Consider the following 20544-nt stretch of genomic DNA (forward strand, 5'->3'; position numbering starts at 1 on the left):
CTTCCCGCTCGGGATACCTCTTGAAAGCCAATCAAGAAGCGTTCTCACGGGGAGCCCTGCAATGTCGCATCACCCAATCCAACCCTTGGCCAGCGCTCTGCGCCGTGGCCTGCTTGTTAGTGTGCTGGCGACGGTGCCAGCTGTTGCGACCTTCGTTCAGGCCGAGGAGCCGGCAGGCCAAGCCTTGCGTCAGTACAACATTCCCGCCGGCAACCTGGACCAGGCGTTGAACCGCTTCGCCAGCGCCTCGGGGATTTTGCTGTCGGTGGACGCCAGCTTGACCAACGGCAAGCGCAGTCCTGGCCTGCAAGGGCGCCACGCCACGGGGCCGGGGTTGGAGCACTTATTGGCGGGCAGCGGGTTGGTGGCGGTGCAGGCGCAGGACGGCTGGTCGGTGCAGGCTTTGTCGGGAGATGGTTCGTTGCAATTGGGCGCAACGCAAATCAACGCCACGCAGGTACAGGAAAGTGCCTGGGGGCCGGTCGACGGCATTGTCGCCAAGCGCAGTGCCACTGGCAGCAAGACGGATTCGGCGCTGGTGGAAATCCCCCAGACCATCAACGTGATTACCGCCGCCGAGATCAAGGCGCGGGGCGCCCAAAGCGTGACGCAGGCGTTGCTCTATACCCCGGGCATGAGCGCCGGAGGGTTTTCCGATCGGGTGAAAATATTCGATGAGCCGACCTCACGCGGCTTCTCGCCCACCCCGCTGTACCTCGACGGTTTGCACCTGCCTTACGGCGGCGGCAGTACCGGCGGTGCGCTGCAGATCGAGCCTTATTCCCTGGAACGCATCGAGGTGCTCAAGGGCCCGGCCTCGGTACTGTATGGGCACAACCAGCCGGGGGGCATCGTCAACATGGTCAGCAAGCGCCCCAGTGAAACCCCGGTACATCAGGTGGTGTTGGAAGCCGGCACCTACGAGCACAAAAGCGCAGCCATCGACCTGAGCGGCCCGCTGGATGAGCAGGGGCAGTTTCTGTATCGCCTCACGGGCCTGGTCAAGGACGAGCAGGGAGAGATCGATTACTTCGAGAACAAGCGCCAATTCATCGCGCCGAGCCTGACCTGGCGGCCCAACGATGACACCAGCCTGACCCTTTTTGCCCAGTACCAGAAAGACAAAGGCGTGCCTGAAGCCCAAGGCCTGCCGGCCTCTGGCACCATCTGGGACAACCCCAACGGCAAGATCGACCGCGACCTGTTTATCGGTGAACCGGGCGTCAACCAGTACAACCGCGAACAGTTTGCCCTGGGCTATGAGTTGTCGCATCGCTTGAACGACACCTGGACCCTCAAGCAAAACGCACGCTACGCCGAAGTGGATGACCGCTACACTGCGCCGCTGCACGGCTATCATTTTGTCGCCAACCCGGCCACTGGCGCCATGGACCAACGCTACTTGGAACGGTACAGCGTGGACTGGTCGCAGACCAACAAAGTCTTTGGCGTGGATAACATCGCCCAGGCGCAGTTCGACACCGGCGAGTTGTCCCACACCTTGATCGTCGGCCTGGATTACTACCACTCCAACTCGCGGTTCCTTGGTCTCTATGACCGCAACCCACTGATCATCGACCTGTTCCGCCCGGTGTACGGCCAGCCGCTGAATTTCGGCCAGCCGTATCGCTGGGACAACACCCTCACCCAGACCGGCCTGTATGTACAGGACCAGATCAAGTGGGACCGATGGGCGCTGGTGCTCGGCGGTCGTTACGACTGGGCGAATGTGGTGAACAAGGTGCCGCTGTCCGGCGCCCGCACCAGCAGCAAGGACCAGGCGTTCACCGGCCGCGCAGGCCTGGTGTACCTGTTCGATAATGGCTTCGCGCCGTTTGTCAGCTATTCGGAATCGTTCCTGCCGTTGTCCGGCACCGACGCCGAGCAAAAGCCCTTTGACCCCTCTACCGGCAATCAGTATGAAGTCGGTGTGAAGTACCAGCCGCCGGGCCAGGAAAGCTTCGTCCAGGTCTCGGTCTATCAGTTGGACCAGGAAAACGTGCTGACCAGCATCCCTAACACAACCTTCAGCAACCAGAGCGGCGCTATGCGCTCGCGCGGGGTTGAGTTTGAAGCCAAGGCAGTGTTGAACGATTCTTGGGACATCGTCGCCTCGGCGGCGCGCAACGACATCAAATACACCAAGGACAACGACGGTCGCCAGGGACGTCACCCGGCCGGAATCTCGCCGCTCACGGCGTCGATGTGGGTCAATTACACCGTTATCGGCGACACCCCGCTGGCAGGCCTGGGCGTTGGCCTGGGGACACGCTACGTGCGCAGCAGCCTGGGGGATTATTACGCCGGTGCGTTCAGCGTGCCGTCCTATACCGTGTATGACGCCAGCCTGAGCTACGACCTGGGCAATTCTCCCTTGCAGCTCAAGGGCGTGAAGCTGGCGCTGAACGTGCAGAACCTGAGCAACAAAACCTACGTTTCGCGATGCACCAGCAACCTGGACTGTTACTACGCAGAAGGGCGCACAGCGGTGTCGAGTTTGACGTATGACTGGTAAGCACTGATGTAGCCACGGGCTTGAGGATGCTGCGTCTACGCCAGTTCACGCGTCATCCTCAGCAAGCTCGCTGCAGTATGTTGAGCAGCGCTTCATCGAGTCATGGGTTCTGTAAAAACACCACATACCCACGAAACCACTCACTACCCTGCAAATACCCCGGCTCCTGCCAATCCCCGCCCTGGATCAAGCCGATCTTGAACGGCATGCCCAATCGGTTCATCCGTGGCAGGTAGGCAGCGTAATCGGGGATGCTGTGGCGTCCCTGATAGGTTTGCACCACCACTTCATCCACCACACCTTTAAGTTGCGCAATGGCCTGAGGATCGGCGTTGCTGCTCCAGTCCATCAGGCCGGTGATACTCAGGCGCAGGTCCTTGGGCAAGCGTTGGCGCAGGTCTTTGAGAAAGTGTGCGTATTCGTGCAGGTATTGGGTGCGGGCATCGAAGTCGATCTGAATGCCGATCACCGGGTTGCCTGCCGCTTGCCAGCGTTGCACCTGCCCCAGCAGTTGGGTGTAGACCGATGCCGGCCAGCGCAAGGTGTGCGCGCGGTAGACCACCCACACCTCACCTTGGCGGATGCGCGGCACGCTCATGCCCTGGGCGATCAGCTGCACGCCGCGTCCGGGTTGGCGCCGGGTGGAGTTGATCTGGCCCTGAAGGATGTACAGGGTTTTGGCCTGCTTGAGCACTGGCTGTGGAGCGACACCGCTCCACAGCCAGAAAGCGTCATAGTCATGGGCGTCGACCGCGCCGAAAGCCGGGCTCGCCAGCAGGAGCAAGGATAACCAGAAGCCTTTCACACGCTTACCAGTAGTACTGCAGCGACTTGCCCCACTGAGTATCGGCAAACCCGCTTTTCAACTGGCGAAACCAGCTCTTGCGCAGCGCTTTGTCGACGTCCTCGCCACCACAGCTGTTATAGCCGGAAGGCGCGTAGCAATTGATTGCGCGAAACAGCGCATAGGCCTTGTCGTCGTGGGGGGCCTTGGGATTGGCGATCACTTGTTTGTAGCCGTCGAGCCGCGAGAAGGTCTCACCTTTGAAATCCGCGGCGCTACTGCCCAGGCTGCCAGCCGAGCGCGCCTGCTCCAGAGGCATGCCGTCCAGGCCGTTACGCAGGATGAACTCGCCCAGGCAGTTCAGGCCTTGTGGGTTTTTCGGATCGCCCTGCAAGGTATTCGCAATGTGCGCGATGCTCGGGCAGGCATAGCCCGATTGCGCGTTTTCGCCGCTCCAGCGGAACAACTTGAGCGACTGCCCGCCGTCGTAGACATAGCCAAGGCTGGTGCCGAGTTTGTCCGCGGAGGGCTCAGTTGGCAGTTGTTGCAAGTCCTCGGCAAATGTCGCGAACTGGCCGCGCAGCAAGTCTTTATAGAGCAGCACGAATTGCGCGGTAGAGCGCTCCAGCGGATCACTGGCCTGGTTGATCTGCTGGCGCAACAGTTCAGGCCCGGCGACGCTGCGCAGCAGGATATAGCGCACCTGTCTGGCCTGAATCGGCGAATCGCTGGCAAACACCTTGGCCAACTGGCCGCTGCGCTCGTAGTTCATGGCCAGGGCCAGCTCCAGTTGGTCGCGCTGTAGCGGTTGTGTGGCCAGCGGCAACAGTTGCAGCCAAAGGGCTGCCGCGCCCTGCCAATCCTGCCTGGCTTCCAGGGCCAGTCCGCGTAGGGTCTGTTGGCTGAAGGCGAAATAGTCCAGGCTCGATGGCACATTTTGCGGCAAGCGTTTCAAGGCGTCGTCGGGCTGGTGCTCGACATACAGCGCAAACGCCGCTTGAACGTAGTCGTACAGCGCCGGCTCGCTGGCAAATGCGGCCTTCTGCGCATCCAGGGTTTCGCGGGTCAGCTTCGGCGGGTTGTTCGCGCGCATCCACATCAGGTCATTGATCACCAGCAGCAGCGGATTGCTGACGGAGTCGGCGTAGCTTGTCAGTAACTTGTTGTCGGTTTCTTCCACCAGTTCGTCGATCGAGACATTGCGCTGGGCCTCGCTGGCCTCGGTCAATTGCCAGGCGAAGTCGTCCGCCAGTTTCTTCGCGTCGCCGGCCAGCCAGTGAACCCGGCGCAACAGGCCGCGGGCGGATGCGTTGTATCGGCCTTGTGGATAAGTCTTCAGGTAGCGCAGCAAACTGTGCTCGGCTTCATCCAGCGCGGTTTTATCCACAGCCTCGCGCTGTGGCATACCGTATTCGTCGAAGGCGTTTTCCTGGGCATGATTGAGAGAGGCACGCGCGATCATGTAGTCCGCCGTTTCCTTCAGCCAGGGCAGCGAAGTGAGGGTAACTGCAGCAAACCCGCGCTCGGCATATACAAAGCGCCCGCTGTAGAAGTCCGAGGCGGCAAGCAAGTAGGTGGTCAGTTCGCGGCCCTGGGTTGAGGCAATCAACTGCGGCTCCAGCAGCACGCTGCCTTGCCAGTCGCAGGTGCTGAGCAGTTTGAGGCGTGCATTGGCCAGCAACACGCGTTCATTCGGCGCGATATCAGCCTCGATCACCTGACGGATAAAGGCCGCGGCACTGTCATCGTTATTGCTGCGGCAGCGGTTGCCTTCGCCAGACAAAAACTGCTCGCCTGCCGCTGTGGTGGCTTCGCGCTGGATGCCCAGGGAGACGAGCAACGTGTCCAGTTCGCGACCTTGTTGTTCTACGGCTGGCGCAGCGGGCGGATGAGGCACCAGGCGATACACCGCAAATGGCACCGGGCCGAATCCCTGGGCCAGGTCGTCTTCGTTCAAGGCATTTGGGGCAAGCGCAGTGGTTTTTTTATCCGCCAGCAGCAACCGCAGATTGACTCGGCTATCGTTGCCCGGGCTCAGGAAGGGCAGGTTGCTGCAACCGGCGAGGGTATCCCGCGAGATGCGCCAGTCGGGATAGCACGAATCATCGCCGCTGGCCTGGGCCTGGAGTGAAACGCCAGCAAACAGTGCCAGGGCCACGGATGACAGAAGACCGATGCGCATGAATTTTCCTTACTCCAAGAGTCCATGAATGCCGCAGGGCGAAGGGGGGATGATAGCGCGAAGATTACAAATTGTTGCGCGGTCGTTGATGCCAATCTGCTGGCGAAGCAGCGCAACTTTGTGGGAGCGGGCTTGTGTGGGAGCGGGCTTGCTCCCACAGGAGTTTCGCCTCGCTGAACACCATCTATCTGCGAATTTGTATCAAAACTTGACGAAGATCCTTGCATCCATCATATTGATAGTTAGCAAACTAACTATATACCGACAATCACGTGCCCCAAAACCTCGAACACCTTCATATGAAACTCAGCAGCAGCATGGTGGCTGGCGCCCGTAACTGGCGCAAAATCTGCCAGACCACGCTGGTGAGCTATGGCATTTCCGAAGCGTGCGCCGTGCCGTTGTTGATGATCGGCCGCCTCGGCGACGGTGTGCATCAAGTCAAGGTGGCCCAGGCTTCCGGGATGGAAAGCCCATCCTTGGTGCGCCTGCTGGACCAATTGTGCAACGCCGGTTACGTCTGTCGTACTGAAGACATCCACGACCGTCGCGCCAAGGCCTTGAACCTGACCACCCGTGGGCGTGAGTTGGTGTACGCGGTGGAAACGCAATTGGTGCGCCTGCGCCATGAAGTGCTGGCGGACATTGCTCCGGCTGATCTGGAAATTGCGCTGCGTGTCTTGCAGGCCTTCGAGGACGCCAGCCACCCCGTTGCGGTCGTGCCTTCTTGAACGGTTTTTTCAGCGGCATGCCGCCGGCCCGGGACTGGTTCTACGGCGTGCGTACGTTCGCCGCATCGATGATCGCCCTGTACATCGCCATGCTCATGCAAATGCCGCGTCCGTATTGGGCGATGGCCACGGTGTACATCGTTTCCAGCCCGTTTGTCGGTCCCACCAGTTCCAAGGCGCTGTACCGCGCCATCGGCACGTTCCTGGGGGCGATGGCGGCGGTGTTTTTTGTGCCGATGTTTGTACAGACCCCTTACTTGTTGGTGGTCGTGATTGCGCTGTGGACCGGGATCCTGCTGTTTTTGTCCCTGCATTTGCGCACGGCCAACAGCTACGCGCTGATGCTGGCGGGCTATACCTTGCCGCTGATTGCCTTGCCAGTGGTGGATAACCCGCTGGCGGTATGGGATGTGGCCGAGGCGCGTACCGAAGAAATCTTCCTCGGTATTGCTGTGGCGGCCGTGGTGGGTGCGATGTTCTGGCCGCGGCGCCTGGCGCCGGTGTTCGACGATTCCGTCGGTAAATGGTTTGCCGATGCCACGGTCTACAGCCAGCGATTTTTGACCCGCAACGTGCAGCCCGAGGACGTTACCCGCCTGCGCGGCGGCATGGTTGCGACTTTCAACACGTTGGAGTTGATGATTGGCCAACTGCCCCACGAGGGCGCGCGGCCGCAAACCGTGCGCAATACCAAGGAACTGCGCGGGCGCATGATTCATTTGCTGCCGGTGGTGGATGCCCTCGATGACGCGCTGTATGCCCTGGAGCGCCGCACCCCGGAACTGGTCGGTAGATTCGCGCCGCTGTTGACGGCTGCCAACCAGTGGCTGGAGAGCACCACCAAGGACGCACCGGTTGAGCGCTGGCGCATCCTGCGAGACCAACTTGAAGCCCTGCAGCCCGATGCTGACGCTCTGGATGATCGTCATCAATTGCTGTTCTCCAACGCCTTGTATCGCCTGGGCGAATGGATCGATTTGTGGCAGGACTGCCGCAGCTTGCAAGCTGCCATCCAGTGTGAAAGCCAGGCGCCGTGGCGCGCGGTTTATCGGCATTGGCGACTGGGCCGGCTGACGCCGTTTCTGGATCGTGGCCTGATGTTCTATTCGGCGTTTTCCACGGTCAGCGCGATCATCGTGGCCTCGGTACTGTGGATTCTGCTGGGCTGGACCGACGGCGGCAGCGCGGTGATTCTCGCCGCAGTGGCCTGCAGCTTCTTTGCCTCGATGGACGATCCGGCGCCGCAGATTTACCGGTTCTTTTTCTGGACCGCGATGTCGGTACTGTTCGCCAGTCTCTATCTGTTTTTGATCCTGCCCAACCTGCACGATTTTCCGATGCTGGTGCTGGCTTTCGCGGTGCCGTTTATTTGCGTGGGCACGCTGACGGTGCAACCGCGGTTTTATCTGGGCATGCTGCTGACCATCGTCAACACCTCATCGTTTATCAGCATTCAGGGCGCTTATGACGCTGACTTCCTGAGCTTCGCCAACTCCAACCTGGCAGGCCCGATGGGCTTGTTGTTCGCTTTCGTCTGGACCCTGATCGCCCGGCCCTTCGGCGCGGAACTGGCGGCCAAGCGCCTGACCCGCTTCAGCTGGCGCGACATTGTCAGCCTCACCGAGCCTGCCACCCTGGCCGAGCATCGGCACATGGCCGCACAGATGCTGGACCGCCTGATGCAACACTTGCCGCGCCTGGCCATGACCGGACAGGACACCGGTGTGGCCCTGCGCGAATTGCGCGTGGCGTTGAACCTGTTGGATCTGTTGGCCTATGCGCCACGTGTTCTCGGCGTACCGCGAGAGTTGCTCAACCAAGTCGTGACCGAGGTCGGCGACTACTTCAAGGCATGCCTGAAAGCCGGTGAACGCTTGCCGGCGCCCAGTGGTCTGCTGATGACCCTCGACCGGACACGGCGCGCCCTGAATGGCCAGGGCCTGCAAGGCGAAGGCGAGACCCGCCTGCACCTTTTGCATGCCCTCAGCGGTTTGCGCCTGGCGCTGTTGCCCGGCGTCGAGTTTGTCGACACAGGCGACATGCAAGCGCCGTTACCTGATGGAGCGCCTTTATGATCGGTGACCTGGATATCAGTGGGGTGTTCCTGCCCACGCTGCTGGTGCTGATGGGCATTACGTATGTGTTGTACCTGGTGGCGCATGGCTTGTTGACGCGCGTCCACTTCTATCGCCTGGTCTGGCACCGGGCATTATTCAACGTAGCTCTCTACGCGCTGTTGCTGGGCGCGGTGGACTCACTCAGTCGATACCTGATGACATGAAAAAACCTTTTTTGACTATCGGCCGTGTGGTCCTGACATTGTTGATCGTGACCTTCGCCTGCGTGGTGGTCTGGCGCATGGTGATGTACTACATGTTTGCACCCTGGACCCGCGACGCACACATCCGCGCCGACATCGTGCAGATCGCCCCGGACGTCTCCGGGCTGATCCAGCAGGTTGACGTGCGTGACAACCAACTGGTGAGCCGTGGCCAAGTGCTGTTTTCGGTCGACCAGGACCGCTTCAAGCTCGCCTTGCGCCAGGCTCGTGCCGCCGTCGCCGACCGCCAGGAAACCCTGGCCCAGGCCCAGCGTGAAGCCAAACGCAACCGTGGCCTGGGTAACTTGGTGGCCAGCGAGCAACTGGAAGAAAGCCAGTCCCGCGTGGCCCGCGCCCAGTCAGCGCTTGCCGAGGCGCAAGTGGCGGTGGACAGCGCCCAGCTCAACCTCGACCGCTCGGTGATCCGCAGCCCGGTAGACGGCTACGTCAACGACCGTGCGCCACGGCCGCAGGAATTTGTCACTGCCGGGCGCCCGGTGCTGTCGGTGGTGGACAGCAACTCTTTTCACGTCGACGGCTATTTCGAAGAGACCAAGCTGGACGGTATCCACGTCGGCCAGAGTGTCGATATTCGCGTGGTCGGTGACCGGGCGCGCTTGCGGGGCCATGTGCAGAGCATTGTCGCCGGTATCGAAGACCGCGACCGTAGCAGCGGCTCCAACTTGCTGCCCAACGTCAACCCGGCCTTCAGTTGGGTGCGTCTGGCCCAGCGAATCCCCGTGCGCATCGCCTTTGACGAGGTGCCTGATGACTTTCGCATGATTGCCGGACGCACGGCCACGGTGTCGATTATCGACGCCCAGCCCGGCGCTGGAGACCAACCATGAGGCGAGTGCTGGCAACCGCCGGGCTGGGTTTGTTGTTGTCGGCGTGCCAGGTGGTCGGCCCGGATTATCACTTGCCCGATGAGGCCGCGGTGAACCGTAGCGACCTGCAAGGGCAACTGGCCGGGCAGGGCGGCAACGTCGTCTCGGCGCCGGTGCCTGCGGATTGGTGGAAGTTGTACCAGGACCGGCGCCTGGACGAGCTGGTGCGCCAGGCCATGGCCTCCAATACCGATCTGCGCGTCGCAGCGGCCAACTTGCAACGGGCGCGTTTCCAGGTGCAAGAGGCACAGTCTGCCGGTGGTTGGAGCGGCGGCGTAAAACTTGGCGCCCAGCGCTTGCAGGAATCGGGCGAAGCGTTCTTGCTGGCGGATAAAGTGCCGGTCGCCAACGTTGGCGATATCGGCATCACCACCTCGTACCAGTTTGACCTGTTCGGCACCCTGCAACGCGGCATTGAAGGCGCCCAAGCCAATGCTGACGCGACTCAGGCCGCCGTCGACACGGCCCGCATCACATTGGTGGCGGATGTGGTGCGCTCCTACACCCAGGTGTGTGCTGCCAACGAAGAACTGGAAATCGCCCGTCATTCCCTGGACCTGCAAGCCCAGAGCACGCGCTTGACCCAGCGCCTGCGCGATGCCGGACGCGGTGATGAAACCCAGGTGACGCGTTCGCAAACGCAGTTCAAATCCCTGCGTGCCGAACTGCCGCGCTATGAAGCGTCGCGCCAGGGCGCGTTGTTCCGCCTGTCGATGCTACTGGCCAAACCGGTGGATCAATTGCCCGCCGGCACCCGTGATTGCGCCGAACTGCCGCACATCGCCCAGCTATTGCCGGTAGGCGATGGCGCCACACTGCTCAAGCGCCGGCCCGACGTGCGCCAGGCTGAACGTCGACTGGCCGCGGCCACGGCGGGTATTGGTGTCGCCACCGGTGAGCTGTACCCGGATATCAGCATTGGTGCCTCCATTGGCACGGTCGGGCTTATCGAAAACCTCGGTAAACCGCCCGCCAACCGTTGGGGCTTTGGCCCCTTGCTGAACTGGACCGTGCCGTCCAACGGCTCCCGCGCGCGCATTCACCAGGCCGAAGCCGCGACCCAGGGCGCCCTGGCGCATTTTGACGGCGTTGTGCTCAACGCCATTCGTGAAACCCAGACCGGGCTGGTGCAATACACCGCGCTGCTGGACCGGCGTGACGCCTTGGCCGAAGCCGAGCAGTCCGCGCAACAGGCCGCCGAGCAGACCCATCGCTTCTTCCTGGCAGGCCGCGAGTCGTTCCTTGCCGACCTGCAGGCCACCCGCACCTACACCGACATGCGCGCGCAACTGGCGCAGGCCAATACCCAGGTCGCCATGAGCCAGATCGATTTGTTCCTGGCCCTGGGTGGCGGTTGGGAAAGCGGACGAACGCAAGGTGCAGAACCCGGCAAACCCTGAGGCGGTTGCTATGCTTTGAGAGGCGGGCTTTCGTGATGGCCCGCCGATCACTGCTTGCGTTGCTCATGGGGATTCCAATAATGAAAAACCCTTATGCTCCCGCTTTCTGGTGCGTGCTCTTCGCACTGGTGCTGTTATCGGCCACTTATTTCTACGGCGTCATGCTGGCCCATCAGATCGACAAGGCCATGATCTTTCTCGACAGCGCCTGCGCGTTGATCGCCGCGCTGTCCATCGGCGTCGTGGCCTGGGCTTCCTACCAGAGCCAGCGCACCAAGAAAAAACTCCTCGAACAAGGCAAGACGCGTGTCGCGATCTGGGACACCAAAGTCGCGCTGCGCCGGGTCGAAACCGTGTTCGACCGCTATTTCTGGGGCAGCTACTGGCAACCGGGTCGTACCTTCCAGGAAGTCATGGGCGAACTCACAGGTACGCCCCTGGAAAAAAGCCTCGAAGCCTTGAAGCAGCAATGCGTAGCCCTGGACCGGCAAGTGGCCGATGGACGGCACTGGCTGAACAATGCGCGGGAGCTCTCCGACGTCGCCATCGCGATGGCTCGTGAGCGTTATCAACTGGATTTTTGCGACCCCAGGAGCGACACGCCGGGCAACGCGGTCATCCACCGCGAGTTTGAAGTGCTGGTGTATACGTGGACCGTACGCCTGAAGAGCTTTGACCATCAGCTTGATGAGATCGAGATGGAGTATTCCTGAGCGCCAGTGCTAACCTTCCTGCTGTTTTCGGCGGGCTTGAGCCGACGCCCCACTTCGGGGGTCAGGGAAGACAGCCCACTTTCGCACAGGATTCGATCAGGTCACTTCATGAATAAATCAGCCGTTGTACTTTTGGGTTTTGTCGCCGCTGTCGGCGTGGTCAGTGCCGCAGGCGCCTGGTACACCGGTAGTCAACTGGAAGGCGTGCTGAAAACCGCATCCGAAGACGTCAACAAGGAAATGGCGCGCTCCATGGCCGGTGTTGATGGTCGCTTGACCCTCCAGATGCTCTCCCTGGACCGCGGCTGGTTCAGCAGCACCGCGCACTGGAGCCTCAAGGCTGAAGGCTCGGTATTCGGTGAAGAGCATAAAAACAGCGAACTGCTGTTTGTCGACCGTATCGAACACGGCCCGCTGCCATTCTCCCGCCTGGTGACACTCAAGTGGTGGCCGGTACTGGCCACCAGTAATGTCGCACTGGAAAAGAGTCCGACCACCGAGAAATGGTTCGCTGCGGCCAAGGACGTATCGCCATTCAAGGGCGTCGCCAACATCGGCTTCAACCGTTCGGTGGATGGCAAGATGGAGTTGTTGCCACTGGCGTTCGAGGATGCCACCAGCAGTGTCGATTTTTCTGGCATGAAACTGGACTTTTCCAACACTGCCAAGGGAGAGAAGGTCAAGGTCGACGGTTACATGGATGACCTCAAGGTTTCGCTGATCAGTCCTGAAGGCGCGCCGTTCCAGGCTCAGCTCAATGGTCTGACCGTGGCCAGTAACCTGTCCAAGAGCAGCTTCGGGTTCTACGTCGGGCAGAACAACATCGAGCTGAGCAACTCCACGTTTACGTTTGGCCCGCAGCAAGCGGTGCTGACCCTCAAGGGATTCGAGCAGAAAGACAGCAGCGCCACCAAGGACAACAACCTGCAAGGTCGCGTTGACTACAAGATCGACGAGATCGGTTACCAGGGTAAGCCCGTGGGCTCGGCGGCCATGACCGTGAGCGTGAAGAACATCGATGTACCCTCGACACTGGTGCTGACCGAGCTGTACCAAGACAAGATGCAACCGGTGCAAGCAGCGTCCGCTGCCGGCCAGCCAATTCCCGAGCTGCAACTGACTGAAGCCGAGCAACTGCTGGCCGGGGCCAACGTCGATTTGCTGCTGGCCGCCAAGCCGCAAGTGGCCCTGGAAAACCTGTCCCTCAAGACCACCAATGGTGAAAGCCGTTTCAGCCTGGTGGTGGACATGACCAAACCGTCCACCATGGAGCTGCCGCCGGTCGAACTGGCCAAGCAGATCATCACCGTGCTCGATGCCAATCTGAAACTGTCCAAACCGATGATTTCGGATGTTGCCGCACTGCAAGCGCAGATGGGCGGTATCACCGACCCCAAGGCCATCGAGCAGCAGTCGAAGATGGCCAGCGAGTTGGTCAGCTCCATGGCCGTGGGCACGCAACTGGCAACCGTGGAAGGTAACGACATCCTGTCCAAGCTGCACTATGCCAACAATGAAGTGACCTTCAACGGCCAGAAAATGACGGTTGAGCAGTTCATTGGCGGTGTGCTGGGCAAGCTGGGGGCAGTTGGCGGGGCTCAGTAAGCCGCACGCACTGGATCATGGGTAGTGGGTGGGACATAACCGCAGCAAGGGATATGTCCCTACTCCCAACCAAAAAAATCCCTGATGGTCTGTAGGACAATTCTGAACAATTGTCTTGATTCGCCCCTTTTCGTACTCCCCTAAACGATATTGCACGCCTGGAAAGCTTGGCCGGGTCATCAGACACCGGCCGCCTGATGCGTGTTGTGCAGGTAAATCTATCGCTACAGCTTTCCGAGTAAGGATGCTGACGATATGTTGCGTAACCTCCCTCCCTCTGGTCCTGGCCGATTGCGTTTGTTGATCGCCTGCACCTTATTGCTGCCCACCCTGGCCCTGGCCGATTCTGCCTACGATTCGCTGATCAAGCAGGCGCGCACCGGCAACTACGGCCCCGCTCTCGATTTGCTGCGCCAATTGCCCGCTGCACGCCAGACGTCGGGGCAAGTCAGCGATCATCTGTTGATCGCCAGCTGGGCCCGGCAGGATGACGAAGTGCTCAAGGTCTACGAGACCCAGGGCCGCCAGCGCCAATTAACCACCCAAGCCTTGGCCACCGTGGCCCGCACCTATCGCAACCAACAGCGTTGGGAACTCGCTGAAGGTGTGTATCGCCAGGCTTTGTCGCGCGAGCCGAACAATCCAAACCTGCAACTGGGCCTGGTCCTGACCCTGGCTGATGCTGACAAGGCCGGCGAAGCCGTGCAGGGGGCGCGGACGCTGGTCGCCGCCAAGCCGGACGACGCCCAGCGACGCATGGCCCTGGGGTACGCGTTGTCCCGTGCCGGCTCGCCGTTCGAGGCGCTGTTTGAGTTCGATCAAGCCTTTATCCGCGCCGGCGACCAGCCCGACGTGGTTCGTGAATACATCAATGCCCTGCAGCGCGCGCGTCTGCCGGAACCGGCACTGCGCTTGAGCGCCCGTCATCCCGGCCTGCTTGACCCGGTGACCCAGCGTCGGCTGGAAGGCGATCTGGCCGCCGAGCGCGTGCGCCTGGCCGAATTCCCCACGCGCAGCGAAAGCGAGCGCTATGTAATCGCGGATCGCGCCCTCAAGGATTACGACCAGCTGCTCGCCACCTGGACTCCAGATGCCAGCGCCCATGACGATGTGGTGCGCTGGCGCATCGACCGCCTGGGCGCGCTCAAGGCCCGCGCGCGTACCGCTGAAGTGATCCGCGACTACGAGGTATTGCAAGGTCAGGGCGTGCAACTGCCGACCTACGCGCAGCGTTGGGTAGCCGCCGCCTATCTCGACCAACGCCTGCCGGAAAAGGCTGCGCCGCTGTATCGCCAGGTAGTGTCGGCGCCGGATGCCGACCCCAGCAACCAAGTCGTAGACAGTACCGCGCTGTACTACGCCATGCTGGAAAACGACCAGGCCAACGAAGCCCGCGTCGTCGCAGACCACCTGGCGAACACGCAAATCCCTCGGGTCGAACTCAAGGGTTTGACCCTCGGTAACCCCAACGACGCGTGGCTGGATGCCCAGCAACTGGCGGCCCAGGCCGCGACCTATGGCGCCGATCTGCCGGCCAGTGAAAAAAGCTTGGCAAGCCTGGTACGCACCTCGCCCGGCAATGTCGGCATACGTGTGGCCCAAGCCGATATGTTCCGCGCCCGCGCCTGGCCACGGCATGCCGAGATCGCCCTCAAAGACGCCGAAAACCAGGCCCCGCGCAACATCGACCTGGAAGTCTCCCAAGGCTACAACGCCCTGAATCTACAGGAGTGGCGACAACTCGATGCCCTTGCCGATGACGTGGTCGCCCGCACCCCGGAGAATCGCCAGGTCCAACGCCTCCAGCGCCTGCGCAAGGTGCATGAGATGGCCGAGTTGCGCATTGAAACCGAGACCGGCAGAAGTCATGGTGGCGGGGCGGTCTCCGGTAGCCGCGACTGGGGAATCGAAACCTTGCTGTACAGCCCCCCCATCGATGAAGACTGGCGGATATTCGGCGGTATCGGCTACGCCACCGCCGACTTTGAAGAAGGCACCGGCCATCACCGCTGGCAGCGCCTGGGTGTGGAACGGCGTACCCGCGATATGACCCTGGAGGCCGAAGTCTCCAATCACTCCTACGGCAAAGGCACCAAGCAAGGCGCACGGCTGGCGATTGCCCGCGACATCAACGACCACTGGCAGTACGGGGGCAGTCTCGACTACCTCGCCGCCAGCACGCCGCTGCGCGCGCTCAATGCCAACGTCACCGCCAACGGCGGCAGTGGCTTTATCCGCTGGCGCGCCAATGAGAGTCGTGAGTGGAAACTGGCCCTGAGCCCGTCCCACTTCAGCGACGGCAACGACCGTGTCGAAGCGCTGCTCACCGGCCGTGAGGGTGTCTACCGCTCGCCGGGTGTGCAAGTGGACCTTGGCCTGGAAGTCGCCACCAGCCGCAACAGCAAGAAAGAGGCCGCGTATTTCAACCCGCGCTCGGACTTCAGTGTGTTGCCCACGGTCAACGTCAATCATGTGCTCTATAACCGTTACGAAACCCAGTGGAGTCAGCAGTTCCAGGTCGGTGCGGGCACCTACAGCCAGCACGATTACGCAACCGGCGGCGTCGGCATGCTCAGTTATGGCCAGCGTTATCGCTGGAACGACGTGGTGGAGACCGGCGCCAACCTGAGCTGGATCAATCGACCTTATGACGGTGAGCGCGAAAGCGATGTGCGCCTGATCGTCGACCTCACTTACCGCTTCTAGAAGAGTCCGATCATGACCATTGTTTCCCGTTGCCTGTTGGCCCTGGGGTTCTTGCTCGCCAGCGCCTGCGCCCAGCAACCCGCGCCGTACATTCCACCCGCCGAGCGGCTCAAGTCGGTCAATGAAGCACCGTGGCCGAAAAATCATTTCCTGGGTATTGCCTACCACGATGTCAATGACCGTGACCCAGACCAAAGAGTGGTGGCGGTGCGTACCGAACGCCTGATCGAGCAGTTGGCCTGGTTGCGCGAGAACGGCTACCAGGCGGTCAGTGTCGACCAGGTCCTCGCTGCCCGCGCTGGCGGACCAGAGCTGCCGCGCAAGGCTGTCATGCTTAGTTTCGACGACGGTTATTCGAGTTTCTACACCCGCGTCATGCCGATTCTGCGGGCCTACCAATGGCCGGCAGTGCTGGCGCCGGTAGGCAGTTGGCTCGATACGCCGCTGGGCCAACCGGTGGATTTTGCCGGTGTACCGCGTGACCGTGCGGAATTTTTGACCTGGCAACAAGTGCGCGAAGTGGCGCAATCGGGCCTGGTGGAAATCGCCGCCCACACCGATGCCAATCACAAGGGCGTGCTGGCCAACCCCCAGGGCAACCTGCAACCGGCCGCCGCTACCCGGCGCTTTGACCCCGCCACCAACCGTTACGAACCCGAGGCGCAGTTCCGGGCGCGGATGCGCGCCGACGTAGCGGCGATTTCCAACAAAATCCGCGCGGTCACCGGCAAGGCCCCGCGTGTGTGGGTCTGGCCGTATGGGGCGTCGGACGGTACTTCGCTGGCGGTGGTGGGTGAGCAGGGTTACCAGATGGCCCTGACCCTGGAAGACGGCCTCGACAACCTCGGCAACTTGATGAGCAGCCCGCGTTTTCTGGTGGACAACGACCCGGACGGCGAGCGCTTCGCCACTAGCATAGTGTCGACGCAGCCCAAGGCGCCGATGCGCGTGCTGCATGTGGACCTCGATCAAGTCTACGACCCGGACAAGGCACAAGAAGTGCGCAACCTCGACGCGCTGGTCCAGCGTGTGCTGGACATGGGCGTCGACACCGTATTCCTCCAGGCTTTCGCCGACCCCAAGGGCGATGGCCTGGTGCATTCGCTGTACTTCCCTAACCGCCATCTGCCGATGCGCGCCGACCTGTTCAACCGTGTCAGTTGGCAGCTGCACACCCGTGGCGGCCTGGTCAAAGTCTATGCCTGGATGCCCGTGCTCAGCTTTGCCCTGGATGCCAAACTGCCTCGCGTCACCCGTTGGGACCCGGCCACCGGCAAGGTTGCCGTCGACCCGAAACAGTACCAGCGCCTGTCGCCGTTCGATCCCAAGGTGCGCAAAATCATCGGTGAGATCTACGAAGACCTGGCCCGCACCAGCGCTATCCACGGGGTGCTGTTCCATGACGACGCGATGCTTTCGGACTTTGAAGACGCCAGCCCCCAGGCCCTGAAAACCTACGCAGCCAATGGCCTGCCGGGCACCATCCAGGCCCTGCGCGCCGACCCCGAGGTGATGCAGCGCTGGACTCGTTTCAAGAGCCGCTACCTGATCGACTTTACCCATGAACTGACCGCCAAGGTCCGCGCCCTGCGCGGTCCGGAAGTGCTCACTGCGCGCAATATCTTCGCTGAACCGATGCTCAACCCGGGCAGCGAAGCCTGGTTTGCGCAGAACCTCGACGACTTCCTCCAGCACTACGACTGGACTGCGCCTATGGCCATGCCGCTGATGGAAGGCCAGTCGCTGAAAAACTCCAACGCGTGGCTGGAAAAACTCGTGGCCACGGTCAAGGCCCGGCCCGGTGCGATGCAGCGTACGGTCTTCGAGCTACAGGCCAAGGATTGGCGCACCCCGGTCGCAACGGATATTCCCGGCGTGCAAATGGCCGAGTGGATGGGCGTGCTCAAGCGCCAGGGCGCCAGCAGCTTCGGCTACTACCCCGACAACTTCCTGGAGAATTCGCCGGATTTGAACACCGTGCGTCCGGCCCTTTCCAACAAATGGAATCCTTGACTCATGTTCGACAGAATCCTGGCTTTACTCGTGTTGGCACTGGTGTTGGGGGTGCCCCTGGGCCTGATTTTCCTGGTCACCGGGCAGTTCCTGATGGACTTTGTGTTTTTCTACCCACTGTTCATGTCGGGGTTGTGGATCGCTGGCGGTGTGTATTTCTGGTTGCACTGGGAGCGGCACTGGCCGTGGGCCGATGACACCCCGGCACCGGTGCTCAAGGGCAACCCGCTGATCTCGATCCTGATCCCGTGCTACAACGAAGGCGATAACGCCGCCGATACCATCGGCGCCGCATTGGCACAGCACTACAGCAACATCGAAGTGATTGCGATCAACGACGGCTCCAGCGACAACACCGCTGCGGTGCTCGACGCCTTGGCCCTGCAGGAGCCGCGCCTGCGGGTGCTGCACCTGGCGCAAAACCAGGGCAAGGCCGTGGCCCTGCGCATGGGCGCGGTGGCGGCCCGTAGCGAGTATTTGGTGTGCATCGACGGTGATGCCTTGCTTGACCGCAACGCGGCGGCCTATCTGGTGGCGCCGATGCTCGACAACCCACGGTTGGGCGCGGTCACCGGCAACCCGCGGATCCGTACGCGCTCGACCTTGATCGGCCGGGTGCAGGTCGGTGAGTTCTCTTCGATCATCGGCTTGATCAAGCGCACCCAGCGGGTGTTCGGGCGGATCTTCACGGTTTCTGGTGTGGTGGTGGCATTTCGGCGGGCGGCCCTGGACCGGGTCGACTACTGGAGCACCGACATGATCACCGAAGACATCGACGTCAGTTGGAAGCTGCAACTGGACCACTGGAGCATCTTCTACGAACCGCGTGCGCTGTGCTGGATCCTGATGCCCGAGACCCTCGGTGGCCTGTGGAAACAGCGCCTGCGCTGGGCCCAGGGCGGTGCCGAAGTGTTGTTCAAGAACATTCGTGGGATCTGGCAATGGCGTCACCGCTACCTGTGGCCGCTGCTGTTCGAATACTGCCTGTCCACCGGCTGGGCCTTCACCTTTCTGCTGTCGGTGATCTTCTGGGGCGTGGGCAAAGTGGTGCCGCTGCCCGAGGCGATTGCTGTCAGTTCGTTGATGCCGCCGGCCTTTACCGGCCTGTTGCTGGCGGTGGTGTGCCTGGTGCAGTTTGCGGTAAGCGTCATGATCGACCGCCGTTATGAACGCGGCCTGTGGAAGACCCTGTTCTGGACAGTCTGGTACCCACTGGTGTTCTGGCTGGTGAGCCTGTTCACCACCCTGGTCAGCTTCCCCAAGGTGCTGTTCCGTCAACATCAAAAACGCGCGCGCTGGGTCAGCCCGGATCGCGGCATCAAGGCTCCCGGCAAGGAACTGAACTCATGAACTTGATCCGAACTTCCCAGCGCCCGGTGATGTGGGCCATCGATGTGTTGCTGACCCTTCTGGCCTGGGCCGGGCTGATTACTCTGTTGGTGCGCGGCCTGGTACCAATGCTCGAAACCCACGGCGGCCCGCGCATCGACGCACCGATCTTCGCTGCGCTGAACACCTTGCAGATCTACCTGTGGGTCGCGCTGTTCAATGCGGTGCTGCTGATCGGTTGGGCGCGCTATCAACAGCGCCGCGGCAAGCACTTTGCCCAGCGCCGCTCAACTGCCAAGGCACTCAGCGATCAAGGTTTGAGTGACAGCTTCAACCTTGGCCAGGGCGACCTGGAGCAACTGCGCCGGCCAGGGGTGTTAGTGATTCATAACGATCATAAAGGGGGTGTGCAGGAGGTCGCGGCGCATGTGTCCAGGCACGTCGAGCGGCCGGGGTTGAAGTTGGTGGAGGGGCGAGACCGGGCAGTGAGGTAGTGCGCGCTTGTTGTAGAGACGGAACGGGCGGTTGCAAAACCGCCCGTTATTGATCAGCAGCTCTGCGGGCTTAACCGTCTCGTGATGAGGTCCAGCAGGTCGCACCGATCGTGTGCTTCCTCACACCACCAACAACTCCAGAATATCGTCCCCCGCCTCATCCCGTTCCCCGGTGGCTCTCCATCCCAAGTGGCGATAAAACCCATAGGACCGCACCTTCGGATCACTGGCGCAGGCCAGGAACAACCGCTCGAAACCTTGCTGGCGCAAGTGCGCCACCATCATGTCCAACAAGGTTTTGCCAATACCCTTGCCCTCGGCATGCGGTAACAGCGCCAGCACGGCGATTTCGCCACTTTCCCCATCGCCAAAGCAGTAACCGACCATCTCGCCGTCAATGCAGGCCACGTAGCCGGGAAGCGCCCCGTCACGGATTCCAGCGCTCCAGGACGCTTCGGTAATGCCGAGTGCGGCCAGTTCGGCTGCTGAAAATGCGTTCTCCCGAGTCTGGCCGCGCAGCACGATGCAATCGCCCGCGTCGGCGGGGATTGCAGGGCGATATTTCAGATCAGCCATGAGCGGTTTCCTAAGTCAAAAATAGAGTTGTCCTACAAAAAATTGAAACCTTTTACACATTTCGGGGTCTTTAACGCGCCCACTGTCTCGCACTGGCGGTCGGCCAGCATGGAACGCAGCCTCTCACCCTACATTAAGGATCGATGTGTATTTCCCCGCTTTATTCAAATCCCTCACGGCCAGGCAATTTCCGTTGCCTGCTCGCAGTGACCTATGTTGAGCCCGACAGGTATTTTCTGGCGTGTGGTTGAACTGGATCCTGGCGGCGTCTGTATGGTGACAAAGAAAC

General features: G+C 61.4%; 15 protein-coding genes. 12 read left to right on the forward strand and 3 right to left on the reverse strand.

All coding sequences use genetic code 11. The features are described from left to right. The first annotated feature begins 61 nt into the window (after window positions 1-61). Window positions 62-2515, forward strand: coding sequence for a TonB-dependent siderophore receptor (locus OQ460_RS00715; RefSeq protein ID WP_410020036.1), 2454 nt, complete (start codon window positions 62-64; stop codon window positions 2513-2515). A 100-nt stretch (window positions 2516-2615) separates the two neighbouring features. Here OQ460_RS00715 and OQ460_RS00720 read toward each other — a convergent pair whose 3' ends face one another. Next, window positions 2616-3320, reverse strand: a complete 705-nt coding sequence (locus tag OQ460_RS00720; protein WP_410020037.1) for a DUF3142 domain-containing protein — start codon at window positions 3318-3320, stop codon at window positions 2616-2618. 4 nt (window positions 3321-3324) lie between these two features. Further along, window positions 3325-5481 carry an outer membrane assembly lipoprotein YfiO gene (locus OQ460_RS00725; protein WP_410020038.1) on the reverse strand — a complete coding sequence of 719 codons (2157 nt, stop codon included), beginning with the start codon at window positions 5479-5481 and terminating at the stop codon, window positions 3325-3327. Window positions 5482-5780: 299 nt separating this feature from the next. Here OQ460_RS00725 and OQ460_RS00730 point away from each other — a divergent pair, with 299 nt between their 5' ends. The 11 genes from OQ460_RS00730 to pgaD all read left to right on the forward strand — a co-directional run bounded on the left by OQ460_RS00730 (window position 5781) and on the right by pgaD (window position 19679). Beyond that, the gene (locus OQ460_RS00730) at window positions 5781-6212 is read left to right on the forward strand and encodes a MarR family winged helix-turn-helix transcriptional regulator (protein ID WP_410020039.1); all 432 of its coding nucleotides are present in this window, start codon (window positions 5781-5783) and stop codon (window positions 6210-6212) included. After that, window positions 6209-8287 (forward strand): FUSC family protein, encoded by a 2079-nt coding sequence (locus tag OQ460_RS00735; protein ID WP_410020040.1) that lies wholly within the window; start codon window positions 6209-6211, stop codon window positions 8285-8287. The genes OQ460_RS00730 and OQ460_RS00735 overlap by 4 nt, the downstream gene beginning before the upstream one ends. Continuing rightward, a complete protein-coding gene (locus tag OQ460_RS00740) occupies window positions 8284-8493 on the forward strand; it encodes a DUF1656 domain-containing protein (RefSeq protein ID WP_410020041.1) in 210 nt (69 codons plus the stop codon). Before OQ460_RS00735 ends, OQ460_RS00740 begins: the two co-directional genes overlap by 4 nt. Beyond that, on the forward strand, window positions 8490-9380 hold the full coding sequence (locus OQ460_RS00745) for an efflux RND transporter periplasmic adaptor subunit (RefSeq protein ID WP_410020042.1): 891 nt from the start codon (window positions 8490-8492) through the stop codon (window positions 9378-9380). Before OQ460_RS00740 ends, OQ460_RS00745 begins: the two co-directional genes overlap by 4 nt. Then, window positions 9377-10819, forward strand: a complete 1443-nt coding sequence (locus OQ460_RS00750) for an efflux transporter outer membrane subunit (protein ID WP_410020043.1) — start codon at window positions 9377-9379, stop codon at window positions 10817-10819. Before OQ460_RS00745 ends, OQ460_RS00750 begins: the two co-directional genes overlap by 4 nt. 80 nt (window positions 10820-10899) lie before the next feature. Continuing rightward, window positions 10900-11532 carry an NADH:ubiquinone oxidoreductase subunit N gene (locus OQ460_RS00755; RefSeq protein WP_410020044.1) on the forward strand — a complete coding sequence of 211 codons (633 nt, stop codon included), beginning with the start codon at window positions 10900-10902 and terminating at the stop codon, window positions 11530-11532. Window positions 11533-11640: 108 nt separating this feature from the next. Continuing rightward, window positions 11641-13137 carry a YdgA family protein gene (locus OQ460_RS00760; protein ID WP_410020045.1) on the forward strand — a complete coding sequence of 499 codons (1497 nt, stop codon included), beginning with the start codon at window positions 11641-11643 and terminating at the stop codon, window positions 13135-13137. 255 nt (window positions 13138-13392) lie between these two features. Then, entirely contained in the window at window positions 13393-15843 is a 2451-nt protein-coding gene (gene pgaA / locus OQ460_RS00765) for a poly-beta-1,6 N-acetyl-D-glucosamine export porin PgaA (RefSeq protein ID WP_410020046.1), read from the forward strand. Between the two features lie 12 nt (window positions 15844-15855). Continuing rightward, window positions 15856-17856 carry a poly-beta-1,6-N-acetyl-D-glucosamine N-deacetylase PgaB gene (gene pgaB, locus OQ460_RS00770; RefSeq protein ID WP_410020047.1) on the forward strand — a complete coding sequence of 667 codons (2001 nt, stop codon included), beginning with the start codon at window positions 15856-15858 and terminating at the stop codon, window positions 17854-17856. 3 nt (window positions 17857-17859) lie between these two features. After that, entirely contained in the window at window positions 17860-19206 is a 1347-nt protein-coding gene (gene pgaC, locus OQ460_RS00775; RefSeq protein WP_410020048.1) for a poly-beta-1,6-N-acetyl-D-glucosamine synthase, read from the forward strand. Further along, the gene (gene pgaD, locus OQ460_RS00780; protein WP_410020049.1) at window positions 19203-19679 is read left to right on the forward strand and encodes a poly-beta-1,6-N-acetyl-D-glucosamine biosynthesis protein PgaD; all 477 of its coding nucleotides are present in this window, start codon (window positions 19203-19205) and stop codon (window positions 19677-19679) included. The genes pgaC and pgaD overlap by 4 nt, the downstream gene beginning before the upstream one ends. Before the next feature lie 120 nt (window positions 19680-19799). Here pgaD and OQ460_RS00785 read toward each other — a convergent pair whose 3' ends face one another. Continuing rightward, window positions 19800-20255: a GNAT family N-acetyltransferase gene (locus tag OQ460_RS00785; RefSeq protein WP_410020050.1), complete on the reverse strand. Its 456-nt coding sequence runs from the start codon at window positions 20253-20255 to the stop codon at window positions 19800-19802. Window positions 20256-20544 lie beyond the last annotated feature (289 nt).

Origin of the sequence: Pseudomonas imrae, from assembly GCF_046352735.2 — a bacterium.
In the GTDB taxonomy this organism is placed as follows: domain Bacteria; phylum Pseudomonadota; class Gammaproteobacteria; order Pseudomonadales; family Pseudomonadaceae; genus Aquipseudomonas; species Aquipseudomonas imrae.